Source organism: Paenibacillus sp. 37 (genome assembly GCF_008386395.1).
In the GTDB taxonomy this organism is placed as follows: domain Bacteria; phylum Bacillota; class Bacilli; order Paenibacillales; family Paenibacillaceae; genus Paenibacillus; species Paenibacillus amylolyticus_B.
This window is the reverse complement of record NZ_CP043761.1, coordinates 5398232-5413919: the sequence shown is the minus strand read 5'-3', so window position 1 is coordinate 5413919 and position 15688 is coordinate 5398232. Positions and strand designations below refer to the sequence as shown.

Here is a 15688-nt window from a genome sequence, read left to right as displayed (position 1 = left end):
CATACGTCCAGAGGGAGAAACCATATAGTACATTATTGCAGCAGGTACACCGTTAGCAACAGGAGCTTCCTTTTAAAAAGATAAGGGGGAGTTTTCTTTTTGAATGATTGCGTTTACAATTTAAACGAAGTACAAGGTGATCAGACAACTTGAGGAAGTGAACGGAATGAAAAAAATGCTGCTTGTTTACATTTTGCTAATCTCAGCATTTGCGTTGTATGTGTTGAGATTCGAATACACCAGTCAGGTAAACAGTTCATGGGAGGACCGTGGGCTGCGCGGTGATATCGGTGAGACGTATATCATGATTACATTCCAGTCCGGGCTGGAGTATTGGAAGAGCCCGCTCAAAGGATTCGAGGATGCCGGGGATGCACTTGGCGTGACCGTAGAATATCGCGGGGCTACCCGGTATAATGCGAAGGAGCAGACCATGGTAATCGAGCAGGCTATCGCTCGTAAACCCGCAGGCATTGCCATATCTGCAATCGATCCTCAATCGCTAGTACCAGCGATCAACAAGGCAGTCGACGCAGATATCCCTGTTGTCTTATTCGACGCGGATGCACCTGATAGCGAGGCCTATTCTTTTCTAGGGACAGATAATTACAAGTCAGGTGTAATGGCTGCCGATAAAATGGCTGAACTGCTGGGGCGTGAGGGAGAGGTCGCGGTATTAACCTTGCCTGGGCAACAAAATCATGAAGAGCGGACGAAGGGCTTCCGCGATACGATCAAGAAGAGATACCCTTCCATGCAGATCGTTGAAGTTGCAGACGGACACGGTGATGCGATGGTATCCAGAGACGAAACACAGAGAATGATGAAGGAACATCCCGAGCTGGCGGGTATTTTTGTGACTGAAGCCACCGGAGGAGCAGGGGCGGGGGAAGCCGTTCAAACTACCGGGGACAGACATCCATTGCAGATTATTTCGTTTGATACAAATAAGGCCACATTGGATATGATCAAGAACGGTACGATCTCAGCTACAATTGCACAGGGAACCTGGAATATGGGATATTGGTCACTCCAATATTTGTTCCATCTGCATCACCAGTTAACGGTTCCTGCCCCATCCTCATCCGGTGAAAATGCACCGCTTCCCGTGATGGTGGACACAGGGATCTCTGTGGTGACACGCTCGGATGTGGATGATTACTATGCCAAATAACAAGGAGGATTTCAAGAGTCCAAGGCCTTGGAGCAGGAGAGCAATTCTCTCAACTTTTAAGAATGGGATTCGGCGTTTACGCTTGCGTAATATGCCTCTTCGATACCAGCTGATGCTGCTTTTTCTGCTATTTGCCATTGTACCTTCCGTAGGGCTTGGGTTGCTTGTGAACTGGACGGTGGAGCGGGTAGTTGAACGACAGGTTGAAGGGCATACCATGCAGCTGATTGGCAAAGTGAATGAAGCTCTGAACAGCAAAATGGAGAATTTGCAGAATATGACCTATCTGATTGCATTTGAGCCGGATATTGATGCTTTTATGAACGACAAAATGCCGTTGAATGATGATGATGCAGACGGTGAACCGATAAACATGGGCACAATTGCCGAAACGGAGCAAAATCGGTTATATGGCATCAAACAAACCTTGCAGGGATTCACAACATTGTATCCTGAAATCGCCGGGATTGTTCTCGTCAATGCAAGTGGTGACTATATTAGCAACGAGATGTATCCCCGAGCAGAGCAGAGCCTGATCCAGGAAAATTGGTACCAAGAAGCCGCAGCCAATCCGGGCATATTCATGGTATTGGGCCAGCCAAAAGAGCGTAATCTCACGACACATGTACGGTACAAGGATGATGAGATTGTATCGGTTGCGCGTTCCATCACGGATGAAGCGTCAGGGCGTGTGCGAGGCGTTATTATGATTGATCTAAAACTAAGGTCCGTCTCTCAGGCTGCCCGTAATGTAACCTTGGGGAAATCCGGTTATGTGATGGTGACGGATGCAGAAGGTCAAAGTGTATACAAGCCGGAGCACCCCCTAATAGAAGACATTCCCACAGACTGGTTCCCCTCCGGTGAGAGTGGAACATTTACCGCCGAAACAGAAGGTGGAACGTTATTATTCATGTATCAGTCGTCTACCTTTACGGGTTGGAGAACGGTAGGAGTATTTCCCACAAGAGACTCCATATCCGAAGTACGCCAAATCCAGTTTTACGTGGTTAGCTTTGTATTTGTGGTGTGTTTGTTTGGCCTGAGCGCCTCTTCATGGTTCTCCCGTTCCATTGCTCAGCCCATTTTCCGGCTCATGTCCTATATGCGCAGGGCGGAGACCGGCAATCTCAGACCAGGTCGCTGGAGCGACCGGGCTGACGAGATTGGCATGCTTGGCAACAGTTATAACCGAATGCTGGTACAGATTCGACAACTGATATCACTAAATGAATTGCGGGAGCGGCAGAAACGCGACGCTGAAATGCGAAGTTTGCAGGAGCATATCAAACCACACTTTTTGTACAATACCTTGGATACAATTCATTGGATGGCACGCAAAGAGGGTGCAGAAGATGTATCCGGCATGGTTGGTGCGTTATCTCGATTATTTCGTATAGGGCTTAGTAAAGGACAGGATTACATTCCGCTGCATTCCGAGATTGAGCATATGACCAGCTATATGCAAATTCAGCAGACACGATACCGCGATCGTCTTCAGTATACATTGAATGTTCCAGAGGAACTGCGGGATCTTTTTGTGTTAAAGCTGCTGCTTCAGCCCCTGATAGAGAATGCAATCTATCATGGAATCAAGGGCAGGCGTGGGCCAGGACACATTCGGGTGGAGGCCAGATTGGAACATAACAGACTGCTGCTGACCGTTCAGGATAATGGAGCAGGCATGTCCAACGAACGGCTTGCCGAGATGCAGCAGCTGCTCGAAGCTCCTTTGGCAAGTTTGGAAGCGTCTACGCCTGGGATGACAGGCAAAAGTTATGGAATGTTGAATGTGCAGGCCCGTCTCCGGCTGTCCTTTGGCGATGAGTACGGTATTGTGCTGGAGAGCCAGGAAGGGGAAGGAACTAATGTGACCATTATTCATCCGTTGATGCGAGAGCTCCCGACAACCAAGCAAATCAGTAACGAAGAGAGGCAGGAGAGTGAATGGGAAAATTCATGAAGTCGACCGTGACAACTTCCACTGAAACAGATGAGACATCCGGATTGACTACAGTAATGGAGATTACGCCGGATAGCCATGTGGCGAAGAAATACCGCGTGCTCATCGCTGATGATGAACCGATCATTCGTGAGGGGATTCGGGATGCCATTGACTGGACAACTCTCGGGATGGAGGTTGTTGGTGAAGCGGAAGATGGCGAGGAAGCGCTGGAACGGGCGGCTGATTTGGGTGTGGATATTGTTCTCGTTGATATGAATATGCCATTCCTGAACGGAATCGAACTAATCCGTGCCCTTCAGCAGAAGTGCCCGGGCTGTCGTTACCTGATCATCTCGGGACATGATGAATTTGCATATGCGCAGGAGGCGGTTCGTCTTGGCGTAGAGGATTACATCTTAAAACCTGTGCAAGCAGAACAATTACATGCTGCGCTTGAGCGATTACATCAGCGACTTACTGAAGAGCACCAGAGGACGGCATATGTACAACAGGCAGCCCATCAGATTGAACGTAATATCCCGTTGCTTCGCCAGCGATTTATGCTGGAGTGGCTGGAGGGGCAGGCTGAAGGGAGGGATCTGACCGAGCAGCTTGTGTTTTTGCGGTTACCCGCCGTCCCACCTGTGCAGGTCGGGGTCGTACGCTGGCCTGCCGCTGAAGCTCGTCAGACGATACTGAGAGAGAATGATCGTCAGTTGTTTCTGTATGCAGTGGAAAATATAATCAGTGAACTGCTGGGGGACGTGCCACATGTCCTGTTTCGGGACGTAAGCGGGTTGATCGGCATGTGTCTGTGGCAGGAAGCCCCTGAAGAAATAGAGTCCCTTCTGGAACAACAGATTAGTTCTTGCCTGAATATTGCCATTCATGCTCATGTGGCGACACATGCAGGGACACTGGAAGAAACGCCGGATTCTTACCGTCATTGCCGTGAACGGGTATACGGAGAAGTGCAGTTGTCGCCTCTGGTTCGCCGGGCAAGACAACTTATTCACGAAGAATATGCCGAGCGGGAACTGACCCTGGAATCGCTCGCTTCCCGTCTACAAGTATCTGCCGTATATCTTAGCCGTGTGTTGAAGAAAGAGTTGAATGATTCCTTTGTCACGCTTGTCACGCATGCTCGCATTCGCAAGGCTATACAGCTTTTAGATTCAACAACACTGCCGATCCACACCATAGCTGAGCGTGTAGGTTATGATACCCAGCATTATTTCAGCACTGCATTTAAGAAAACAATGGGCATTTCGCCAGTGCAGTATCGAAAGAACGGGGGAACGGCTTATCATCCTTCTGCGAATTAAATATCGTATTACAGTTGTTCATTCAGACGTGTGATAATTGAAATGGATGTGTTCTACTTCGTGTGAAGCGAAGTGGAGCATGTCCTTTTTTTTTTGACTCTGGTATGGTATCTCATGGGTCACACTTGTATTTTAAGCGTTTCCATCAAAAGTTAAATTTTTATAAAAAAGGTTCAAAACGTGCAAAGACCTTACGGCTTCTCCAATGCTACCATTGGTCTCAGACAGGAACACCAAGCAACAGAATGTACCATATGCATTGTAAGCGTTATCTTAGAACTCATTCAGAACCGTATGACGTGAGGAAAGGGGAACTTCATATGAAAAAAGGAGCAATGCTCATCTGGCTTCTGGTGATGACCTTGATGCTCTCGGCCTGTAATCTGGCAGAGAGTGGCCCAGGCAGCAAAGAAAAGGGATATGTCGGTATATCGATGCCAACCAAATCATCAGAGCGATGGGTGGGAGACGGGGAGAACATGGTCCGTCTGTTTCAGGAGCAGGGGTACAAAACCGATCTTCAGTATGCTGAGGATGTGGTTGAAAATCAGATTTCACAGATTGAAAACATGATCACCAAAGGTGTGGATGTGATGGTTATCGCGTCCGTGGATGGCAATACATTAACGGATGTAATCAAGAAAGCGCATGACGAAGGGATCCAGGTGATCTCGTATGACCGGCTCATTCGCAATACGCCCTATTTAACCTATTATGCCACGTTCGACAATTTTAAGGTAGGTGTGCTTCAAGCCTCCTACATCGAACAAAAGCTTGGGCTCAAGGATGGAAAAGGACCATATAACATTGAGCTGTTTGGTGGCTCTCCGGATGATAATAACGCCTATTTCTTCTTCGACGGTGCGATGTCTGTGCTGAAGCCATACATCGATTCCGGCAAACTGGTCGTGCGCAGCAAGCAGATGACGATGGCCCAGATTGCGACCTTGCGCTGGGACGGTGCATTGGCCCAGTCAAGGATGGATAACCTGCTGAGTGCGTATTACTCGGGTGATAATCTGGATGCAGTATTATCTCCTTATGATGGAATCAGTATTGGTATCATCTCATCCTTGAAAGGGATCGGTTACGGTACTTCGAACAAACCGCTGCCTGTTATTACAGGACAGGATGCCGAACTTGCTTCGATCAAGTCGATTGTGGCCGGGGAACAGACGCAGACGGTGTTCAAGGATACGCGGAAGCTAGCGGAGAAGACGGTAGAGATGGCCAATAGCATTTTGCAAGGAAAACAGGCTGAAGTTAATGATAAAACATCATATAACAACGGTATTGAGGTTGTTCCGGCGTATCTCTTGGATCCCATCTCCGTGGACCGTACAAATGTGGAGCAAGATATCGTTGGTACCCAGTATTACACGAAGGAAGAAATAGGACTGAAATAATAAATGAAAGGAGCACATCCCATGGCCGGAATCATTCTGGAAATGAAAAACATCACCAAAACCTTTCCTGGCGTCAAAGCGCTGGAAAATGTCAATCTGAAAGTCCGTGAAGGCGAAATTCATTCCATATGTGGTGAAAATGGCGCAGGTAAATCTACGTTGATGAAGGTACTGAGTGGTGTATATCCACATGGCACGTATGAAGGCGACATTTTATTTCAGGGCAAAAATTGTGAGTTCAAGGATATTAAGCAGAGCGAGGATCTGGGGATTGTCATTATCCATCAGGAGTTGGCCCTGATTCCCTACCTTTCAATCGCGGAAAATATATATCTGGGCAATGAACGTGCCCACAGAGGCATTGTGGACTGGAAAGAAACATTTGTGGGTACACGAGAACTGCTCTCGAAGGTGGGACTGAGCGAAAATCCAAACACGCTGGTATCCAGCATCGGGGTAGGCAAACAGCAACTGGTCGAAATTGCGAAGGCGCTCTCCAAAAAGGTTCGGCTGCTTATTTTGGATGAGCCAACCGCTGCGCTGAACGAGGACGACAGTGAAAATCTCCTGCAATTGATGCTGGAATTCAAGAAACAGGGCATCGCCTGTATCCTGATCTCACACAAGCTGAATGAGGTATCCAAGGTATCCGATTCAGTGACCATTTTACGAGATGGCAAGACAATTGAGACGTTGGATATGAAGAAGGAAAAAGTGACGGAGGACCGGATTATTAGCGGAATGGTAGGACGTGATCTCACCAGCCGTTATCCGGAGCGTCATGCGACCATTGGTGAAGTTATCCTTGAGGTAAAAGACTGGACGGTATATCACGAACATCATGCCGAGCGGAAAGTACTGGATCAGATCCATATGAATATCAGACGTGGTGAGATTGTAGGTATTGCCGGGCTGATGGGCGCTGGGCGTACCGAACTTGCCATGAGTATCTTTGGCAAATCCTATGGCCGGAATATTTCGGGTCAACTCATTAAGAATGGCAAACCGATCCACAACAATACCGTCACAGAGGCTATTCAGAATGGGTTTGCTTATGTGACAGAAGACCGCAAGGAATACGGACTCATTCTGATGGATGACATCAAGCGCAATATTTCCTTAACGGGTCTGAGCAAGCTGACGCGAAACGCGGTAGTGAACGAGCGCGAAGAAGTGCTGGTCGCGGAAGAGATGAAGAAAAGCATGAATATCAAAGCACCAAGTATTTTGCAGAAGACCGGTAATCTGAGTGGTGGCAACCAGCAAAAAGTGGTGCTCAGCAAATGGATTTTTGCCGGACCAGATATTCTTATCCTGGATGAACCTACCCGCGGTATTGATGTGGGAGCGAAATTCGAAATCTATACGATTATTCATCGGCTTGCTGCTGAAGGCAAGGGCGTACTGGTAATCTCATCCGAGCTTCCGGAGGTTCTTGGCCTGTGTGACCGGATCTATGTGATGAATGCCGGACGAATCACCGGTGAAGTCAGCCGGGAGCAAGCATCGCAGGAAACGTTGATGAGATATATGACCAAGTCTGGAGGCGGCAAGCATGGAAATGATAACAAAACTGTTCAAAAATAATATCCGTCAATACGGCATGATTATTGCCTTGGTAGTGATTATGCTCTTGTTCGAGGTACTTACAGGCGGGCTGTTGCTCAAGCCGATTAATATTACAAATTTGATTTTGCAGAACAGCTACATTCTGGTGCTGGCGATCGGAATGGTGCTGGTCATCATTACCGGACATATTGACTTGTCTGTTGGTTCCATTGCAGCCTTTGTTGGTGCTGTTGCCGCAATTATGATGGTTGATTGGCAGCTTCCGGCTTGGCTTGCAGTCATCGCATCCTTGCTGGTGGGCGCTTTGATCGGTGCATGGCAAGGCTTCTGGATCGCATATGTACGAATTCCGGCATTTATCGTGACGCTGGCAGGGATGCTTCTGTTCCGCGGTTTGACGATGATTGTGCTGGAGGGACAGTCGATCTCTCCTTTTCCGGGTGGATTCCAGAAAATAAGCTCGGGTTTCCTGCCGGATATTCACTTCTCAGGCTTCGGTCTGGTATCCATTATTGTGGGTCTTGTGCTCACCGTCTGGTACATTGTCAATGAACTGCGGGAACGCCGTTCCCAGCGAAAATATGGATTCGAGGTTGTATCACAGGGACTATTTCTGCTCAAGTTGATTGTGGTGGCTGCCGTGACCAATCTGTTTACATTTGTACTCGCGAGTTACGCGGGAATTCCGAATATTCTGGTCCTGCTGTTTGTCCTGATCGTTGTGTACTCCTTCGTTATGAATCGTACTGTCATGGGACGGCATGTGTATGCGCTTGGAGGTAATGAGAAGGCCGCAGGTCTGTCTGGGGTCAAAACAAAAAAGGTTACCTTTTGGGTTTTCGTGAACATGGGTACGCTTGCCGCGGTATCCGGGTTGATCTTCGCCGCACGTCTGAATGCGGCTACGCCAAGAGCAGGTACCAACTTTGAGCTGGATGCCATTGCGGCCTGCTTCATCGGTGGTGCTTCCGCTTCAGGGGGGATAGGTACGGTATTTGGTGCCATCATCGGTGGTTTGGTTATGGGTGTGTTGAATAACGGGATGTCCCTGATTGGTCTCGGTATTGACTGGCAACAGGGGATTAAGGGATTGGTACTGCTGCTGGCTGTAGCATTTGATATCTATAATAAAAATAAAAGATCAGCGTAACACTTGGTAAAATGAAAAAACAGACCTTGATCTCAGGATCAGGTCTGTTTTGCTGTATGCACAACTTAGTTACATCAAGGCATCGAGGAAACGTGTGGCGATTCCAAAATAGATAAACAGGGACAATATATCATTCAATGTGGTGATTAATGGGCCAGAGGCAACAGCCGGATCGACTTTGAAACGACTAAGCAGAAGCGGGATGCATGTACCGGTCAGCGTACCAATGACAAGAGTGAGAAACAGAGATACCCCAATAATCGCGCCCAGCAGCCAGTCCCCTTGCCAGAAATAAGCAATGACGGTGATCAGTAATCCGCATACCAAGCCAATCATTGTGCCTACTTTGATCTCCCGGCCAATCAGTGCGAGTACGGTGGCTTTGTCGAGCTTGCGTCCGATTAGTCCTCGTACTACGACAGCCAGAGATTGCGTTCCTGTGTTACCGGTCATACCCGCGATCATCGGCATAAAGAATGCCAGTGCGACAACCTGATTCAGTGTATCCTCGAAAAAATCCACGATGCTTCCTGAGATTAGGCCAATCAGCAGTAATAGAATGAGCCAGGGAAGCCTGCGTCTGACGGCCACGAGTGGTTTGGTATCAAAGTCGATATCCTTGCTGCCGCCCCCCATCTTGGCCAAATCTTCACTTGCTTCATCCATAATAATATCGATGACATCATCCATCTGAATGATACCGCATAACCTGTGATTTTCATCCACCACCGGAAGTGCAATAAACTCATAACGCTGTAGAAGCTGTGCTGCTTCTTCCTGGTCCATATCTACCGTTGCATGGATCACCCGCCGGGTCATTAGTTCTTCAACCTGGGTCTTATCGTCAGCCAAGGCAAGGGATCGATAACTCACGACACCGACCAGTTTGCCTTCATTATCGGTTACATAGAGATAACTGGAGGCTGAGATATGCATAGTACCTTGCGATTGTCGTAAGGCCTCCTTGGCTGTCTCATGAGCGAGCAGGGTCCGATATTGATCTGTCATGATACGCCCTGCCGTCTCCGGCGGGTAATTAAGCACGGATCGGATAATAGCAGAGTGATCCAGGTTCATGTTGGACAGCAATTCTTCTCTGCGTTTGGCAGGCAAATCGTGCATGAACCGGATCAAATCACTTTTGTCCATCTGCTGCATGACTTCAAGTGTTCGTTCCGGCCCAAGTCGTTCAAACAGTTGAATCTGTTCGTGCAGCTTCAAGGTCTCGGCGAGATCCGCCAGAGCATCGGGTTTGAACAGGAGCAGAAACCGATTGGTTTCTTCTTCAGGGAACTTTTTATATACAAGTGAGAGGTCGTAGGGATGCAGTTCTTTCACCAATTTATAAAAATCGGGAAGGTTCCGGGATTGTACATGCTGCACGAGTTGCTCGGTGATCTCCTCCACGGAGAAATCTTTCTTGGTATGAGGTCCGTTCATATCGAAACTCCTTTCTAAACGTTCAGCTTCATATTTTTAAACGAAATGGGTTGGCAGTTAAACAAATGGAGAAAAAATGAGAGTCCCAAAATGATATTGTAATCTTGCTCAAACATTCGATATGGGCTTACAAACAGCCGCTGCAAGGATATACTTGTTGTACAGCAACAGACGAGGAGGACATGCGCTAGTGGAAGTAGATATCAGAACACAATTGTTCAGCATGGTTGAGCCGGAATATCAGAAATTCTCGGCTGCACTTATTCCCAACATCACGAATGTACTTGGTGTAAGGTTGCCAGCCTTACGAAAAATTGCCAAGCAGCTTGCCGCGGGGGACTGGCGCACGTATCTGGAAACGGCAGAGGACGAATATTTTGAAGAAGTGATGTTACAAGCAATGGTCATTGGACATGTCCAGGCTGATCTGGACGAACTGTTAAAGGCTATTGAAACATTTGTACCGAAGATTGACAACTGGTCGGTGTGTGACAGCTTCTGTGCGGGACTGAAATATACAAAGGTTCATTCGGAGCCCATGTGGGCGTTCTTGCAGCCGTATCTGAGATCAGATCAGGAATATGAGATCCGGTTTGGTGTGGTCATGTTGTTGAATTTTTATCTGAATGAGAGATATATTGATCAGGTTCTATCCGCATTGGATCACATTAGACACGAGGCGTATTATGTGAAAATGGCAGTGGCTTGGGCCATCTCAATGGCCTATGTGAAACAACCTGAGGTGACCATGCGTTATCTGAGGCATAATACCTTGGACGATTTTACGTATAATAAGGCACTTCAGAAAATCACGGAATCTTATCGCGTGGATCCGGAGAGCAAGCAGATCATCCGCAGTATGAAACGTAAGGTGAAGAAGCAGATTATCTCCTAGTTCTAGCATTAAGCATTCCACCGGGGAGAGGGCGATAAACGAATGAGAAAAAAGTTGATGTACACCACGATGCAGTTGGACGGTCGTCCATGGGTGCTGCTCGCTACGGAACAGGGATTGTGCCGAGTGGTTATGCCCAACGAAACACTGGAGGATTGGAACGGCTGGATACAGAAAGTAGCACCTGGCGTGGAACTGGAAGAGAACGAGCATGCTCTGAAACAAACAGGTATGATGGACTGGTTGCAGTCCTACTTTGCAGGAGAACCCATGGCTTATACAGATGCGATCCCACTGGACTTGATCGGAACGAACTTTCAACAAGAGGTATGGAGAGAGCTAGGGCGTGTGCCTTACGGTGAAATTCGGACCTATGGAGATATTGCCGCTGCGATTGGAAGACCTTCGGCTGTGCGAGCGGTTGGGGCTGCAAATGGAGCCAATCCAATTCCGGTTCTGCTACCATGCCACCGCATTATTGGGGCTAATCGCAAGCTGACCGGGTTCCGTGGAGGCCTGGAGATGAAGCGCAGACTGCTGGATATCGAACAGATTGAAGGCGTGACCGATGGAGGGCATGCGCGATTTCATTTTTAATAGACTCGCGTAATCAAGAAGATTAAGGTGATTGGACGGGACAGGCACGTATTGTGCCTGTTTTTTTGCATGTATTAAGGTAGAGTAATACAAACGTTTCGCATATGGAACACCAACGTTTTACGTATTTTTGCCCGGTGAAACCGTATGGTACCATGGATCATAGATCAATCGGTATCCGGGGGACGTAATGCCGGGTAAGAAAAGAGGGATGACATGATGAAGCAGGCTTATTGGTTAACCAACGTGACTGTGGAGCGGGGGTATGTTCGGGAGGGAGAACAGGTGACGGGGACGCGGACAAGCCCCGCTCATCTACGGATTGAAGATGGAGTGATCGCGGAGATTGTGGAAGGAAACAACCCGCTGTCTAGCGATCTACCACAAGTAGATGGCAAGGGACTTCTGCTGCTGCCTTCGTTCGAGGAGGCACATATTCATCTGGATAAAACCTACTACGATGGGCCGTGGACAGCCGTTAAACGGATCTCCAGTATTTTCGAACGTATTGAAGAAGAAAAGGTTCTGTTACCCAAGCTACTGCCAGATGCCCAGCGTCAAGCGAAGAGTATTCTGACCTTGATCCAGGGGTACGGCTCCACTCATGTACGTAGCCATTGCAATATTGAACCTGTCAGTGGCTTGAAAAGACTGGAAGCGACGCGGCAGGCTCTGGAATCATTTTCGGGGAAAATCTCTTCGGAAATCGTGGCTTTCCCGCAGCATGGACTACTTCGCTCGAATTCAGTGGAGCTTATGGGCCAAGCGATGCAGGAAGGTGCAACACATGTGGGTGGACTCGATCCCTATACCGTGGACGAAGACATCGAGAAATCACTGAATGCCATGGTTGAACTGGCTGTTCAGCACCAGGCGGGCATTGACATACATCTGCATGATGGAGGTCAGGCCGGCAAACAAACGCTGCTGGAACTCGCAAATCTGACAGAAACAGCAGGGCTTCAAGGTAAAGTTACGATAAGTCATGCGTTCTGGTTCGCCCGCGCAGAGCAGCAGGAAGCAGAAGATATGGCGCAGCGAATGGCTTCGCTTGGGATGAGCATTGCTTCCACGGTGCCCATCGGCAGAACGATGATGCCACTTCCCTTGCTCCATCGTATGGGCGTGGACGTGAAGCTGGCCACAGACAGCCTGACAGATCATTGGTCTCCTTTTGGCAATGGGGATCTGCTTGAGAAAGCGGGACGATTCGCAGAACTGTACGGATATAGTGACGAACTGTCCTTGTCTCAATCTTTGGCATGGGTAACAGGCGGTATTACACCGCTGGATTCACAAGGGGAACAGGTATGGCCGAAGGTAGGCGACACCGCGAGTTTTGTATTGGTGCATGCGAGTTGTTCGGCGGAAGCCGTTGCGCGGCGATCTGCGCGGCAGGCCGTATGGTACAAGGGGCAATTGGTGAGCGGATCGATATCGCATTGAGGACAATAGAGCGGGTGCAGCCACGGGAAACCGTGGTTTTTTGGCATGGGAAAAAAAGAGGAAAGAACTGTTCGCAACTACCACATTTTGGGTTATGATGGACATAGTTAATGAAGGGAGCAATACGAATGAAGATTGAATTTGCAACGGAAGCTGACTACGACTATATCTTGGATAGAGATCGGCATATCCATCATGCACTTTTGAAAACCAAGATCAATGAGAAAGAAATATTCATTCTATGGGACGAGGATGAGGACGAGGGATCAAGAGTTGGATGGATGAGGTACGGTTACTTTTGGGACAACCTTCCCTTCATGAATATGATCTGGATAGATGAACCCTATCGAAACGGCGGATATGGCAAAAAAGTAGTGCATCACTGGGAAAGTCTAATGAAGCAACAAGGCTTCGATACCGTGATGACTTCAACGCAATCAGACGAACATGCCCAACATTTCTATCGAAAGCTGGGGTATGTTGATGCAGGGGCTCTGTTGCTGGATACACAACCTTTGGAGATTATATTGATCAAGAAAATATAGTAAGTAAGCTGCAAGGAGAGATGATTGTGGATGTGAAGAAAGTAACCCTACAACCCATAACCAAAGAAAATGAACTTGAGTGCATCCACCTTAAACCACGGGAAGATCAGCTGGAGTTGGTCGCAAGCAATGCGGATTCATTGATTCATGCAACGAAGGAAATTACGTCCAAACCATACGGTATTTTGGCAGAGGATCAGATGGTCGGTTTTATTTTATTTGATAACGAGATCTACAATGACGGGTATTACTGGATTCTGCGCTTCATGATTGACGAGAAGTATCAGGGGAAGGGTTACGGCAAACTTGCTATTCAAGAAGTGATTCGTATGTTGCAAGAGAGAAGTGATTGCCAGCAAATCAGGGTATCGCATGTTCCGCATAATAGTGCGGCAAATGCGCTGTATAAGCGGTGCGGATTTCAGGACACGGGTGAATTCGAGGACAACGGTGATATCATTTTAAGTTATCAAGTGAGGTAACAGGGAGGGCAAGCTTGATGATAAGAGAGGCAGAAGCTAGGGATGCAGAGGTTATCGAAAGACTGTATAAAGAATTATTGCCGAACAACTTAAACACAAAGGTATTGGCAGAACGGATTGAAGAGGTTCGAAATAACCCAAACAGTTTCTTGTTCGTTTATGAACTGGGTGATCAGGTGATCGGCACGGCTCATTTACATATTTGTCTGGATGCTTTGGTGGAAAATAGACCCTTCGGCGTAGTTGAGCGGGTTATTATTACGGAACATGTGCAGAGCAAGGGATATGGTTCTGAATTGATGAAATATGTGGAAGACGTATGTGTACAGAAAAATTGTGTGAAGGTGTTTCTTACCAGTGGATCATCCAGACATGAAGCACATCACTTTTATACGAAATTGGGGTACGACGGAGAATCCAGCAAGGCATTTAAAAAGTATTTATAACATTCATCAGGGAAAAGGAAGTAGAAGCAAAGAAATGAAAGATAACAAACATCCGGTACAAGATCTCCGACTCATCGTTACCTTGTTCGTGGCTACTTGTTGTTGTTTAGGTGTTGTGATGTATTTACGTGTTCAAACAGATACAAATATGTATCGATTTCTAAGTTGGGATATGTTCCTGGCATGGGTACCATTCATCATCTCATCCTGCATTAGATACATATTTCATAAGAAATTAACCGCAACGAGCATGATATCTATGGCGCTGATGTGTGGAGTATGGCTCTTTTTTCTGCCCAATGCGGCCTACCTTTTTACGGAGATTCTGCATTCATTCCGATATTTTGATGCTCAAGGGGAGGTTCAATTTTGGGTTAATATTGATTTTTGGTATGGACTCACCCTGACGTTTGCCGTAGCGATCATCGGATTGCTGCTCTCGACTTGTTCGATCATTCAAATCCACGGAATGTTAAACCAATTAATAAATAAGTACATTAGTATGATGGTTGTCGGTGTTATTTTGCTATTGAGCAGTATAGGGGTCTACATTGGTAGATTTAATCGGTGGAATTCGTGGGATGTATTATCCCGACCTGGGAAGATCTTTGTGGATCTTGTGAATGATTTTAATGCAGCGAACAGCATAATGGTTGAGTTTGTCGCCATTGTATTTACGGTTCAACTTTTTGGCTACGTTATCGTATCTTTGCTAACCGCAAGGTCGGGCAACTAATTATTCCATTTGAAAGGGCAAGGATCTGAAACTATGAAGGCGATAACGCAGGAAATTACGGAAGAATTGTTGGCTGTGATGGATATGTACCAAAGAATCGCGCGGCAATTAATCGACCAACTGATATTGGAAACCGATCAGCCTGATCGGACGGAAATTCTCGCAGGGGCGTACCATTTGTTGTCCAATGCGGATGTAATCCAAGGAGAAGAAGAATTAACGGGGAACTGGTATTTTGATGTTCACGGCGAGCACTGTATGTTCAAGAATACAGAAACAGGGCAGACATTAGAGGTTTTCCTTGGTAGTCCAGAGGATGTGGGCAACATGGACCCCTACTTTTTTTACAATTTTATCAAAACAACGCCAGAGCTTGCATACCTGACTTCGTATTTCGAGAATCCGTTTAAGGACATGTTGGATTTCTTCGAACGTATGGAGGCACAGCAGGTGTTAGTTCATGTTCACGGGGTGGCGTATAGAAAAATGATTTGATTGTTTGCCGTTTAATTAGAATTGAGGAGGAATTACG

General features: G+C 47.3%; 15 protein-coding genes. 14 read left to right on the top strand and 1 reads right to left on the bottom strand.

The window, feature by feature from the left end; genetic code table 11:
* Positions 1–166: 166 nt before the first annotated feature.
* From F0220_RS23165 to mmsB, 6 genes are all read left to right on the top strand, one after another.
* On the top strand, positions 167–1174 hold the full coding sequence (locus tag F0220_RS23165) for a substrate-binding domain-containing protein (RefSeq protein WP_105601748.1): 1008 nt from the start codon (positions 167–169) through the stop codon (positions 1172–1174).
* A gap of 91 nt (positions 1175–1265) precedes the next feature.
* A complete protein-coding gene (locus F0220_RS23160; protein WP_105601846.1) occupies positions 1266–3137 on the top strand; it encodes a cache domain-containing sensor histidine kinase in 1872 nt (623 codons plus the stop codon).
* 8 nt (positions 3138–3145) lie between these two features.
* Positions 3146–4444, top strand: a complete 1299-nt coding sequence (locus F0220_RS23155) for a response regulator (RefSeq protein WP_374954430.1) — start codon at positions 3146–3148, stop codon at positions 4442–4444.
* A 320-nt stretch (positions 4445–4764) separates the two neighbouring features.
* Positions 4765–5850, top strand: a complete 1086-nt coding sequence (gene chvE / locus F0220_RS23150) for a multiple monosaccharide ABC transporter substrate-binding protein (RefSeq protein WP_036674459.1) — start codon at positions 4765–4767, stop codon at positions 5848–5850.
* Between the two features lie 21 nt (positions 5851–5871).
* Positions 5872–7437: a multiple monosaccharide ABC transporter ATP-binding protein gene (mmsA, locus tag F0220_RS23145; RefSeq protein ID WP_105601745.1), complete on the top strand. Its 1566-nt coding sequence runs from the start codon at positions 5872–5874 to the stop codon at positions 7435–7437.
* Positions 7406–8569 (top strand): multiple monosaccharide ABC transporter permease, encoded by a 1164-nt coding sequence (gene mmsB, locus F0220_RS23140; protein ID WP_091020326.1) that lies wholly within the window; start codon positions 7406–7408, stop codon positions 8567–8569. Before mmsA ends, mmsB begins: the two co-directional genes overlap by 32 nt.
* A 69-nt stretch (positions 8570–8638) precedes the next feature.
* On the opposite strand, the gene mgtE is transcribed toward mmsB, so the two are convergent.
* Positions 8639–10009: a magnesium transporter gene (mgtE, locus tag F0220_RS23135; protein WP_091020324.1), complete on the bottom strand. Its 1371-nt coding sequence runs from the start codon at positions 10007–10009 to the stop codon at positions 8639–8641.
* A gap of 190 nt (positions 10010–10199) precedes the next feature.
* On the opposite strand from mgtE, the gene F0220_RS23130 reads away from it, so the two are divergent.
* From F0220_RS23130 to F0220_RS23095, 8 genes are all read left to right on the top strand, one after another.
* Positions 10200–10904, top strand: coding sequence for a DNA alkylation repair protein (locus F0220_RS23130; protein ID WP_105601744.1), 705 nt, complete (start codon positions 10200–10202; stop codon positions 10902–10904).
* A gap of 42 nt (positions 10905–10946) precedes the next feature.
* Positions 10947–11501 carry a methylated-DNA--[protein]-cysteine S-methyltransferase gene (locus F0220_RS23125; RefSeq protein WP_091020321.1) on the top strand — a complete coding sequence of 185 codons (555 nt, stop codon included), beginning with the start codon at positions 10947–10949 and terminating at the stop codon, positions 11499–11501.
* 219 nt (positions 11502–11720) lie between these two features.
* On the top strand, positions 11721–12947 hold the full coding sequence (locus tag F0220_RS23120; protein ID WP_105601845.1) for an amidohydrolase: 1227 nt from the start codon (positions 11721–11723) through the stop codon (positions 12945–12947).
* Between the two features lie 128 nt (positions 12948–13075).
* On the top strand, positions 13076–13492 hold the full coding sequence (locus tag F0220_RS23115; RefSeq protein ID WP_105601742.1) for a GNAT family N-acetyltransferase: 417 nt from the start codon (positions 13076–13078) through the stop codon (positions 13490–13492).
* Between the two features lie 26 nt (positions 13493–13518).
* Positions 13519–13974 (top strand): GNAT family N-acetyltransferase, encoded by a 456-nt coding sequence (locus tag F0220_RS23110; protein ID WP_181155584.1) that lies wholly within the window; start codon positions 13519–13521, stop codon positions 13972–13974.
* 17 nt (positions 13975–13991) lie between these two features.
* Positions 13992–14420, top strand: a complete 429-nt coding sequence (locus F0220_RS23105; protein ID WP_181155583.1) for a GNAT family N-acetyltransferase — start codon at positions 13992–13994, stop codon at positions 14418–14420.
* Between the two features lie 34 nt (positions 14421–14454).
* Positions 14455–15156 (top strand): DUF1361 domain-containing protein, encoded by a 702-nt coding sequence (locus tag F0220_RS23100; RefSeq protein WP_181156145.1) that lies wholly within the window; start codon positions 14455–14457, stop codon positions 15154–15156.
* Between the two features lie 33 nt (positions 15157–15189).
* Positions 15190–15651, top strand: a complete 462-nt coding sequence (locus tag F0220_RS23095; protein ID WP_105601736.1) for a DUF6896 domain-containing protein — start codon at positions 15190–15192, stop codon at positions 15649–15651.
* Positions 15652–15688: the final 37 nt, after the last annotated feature.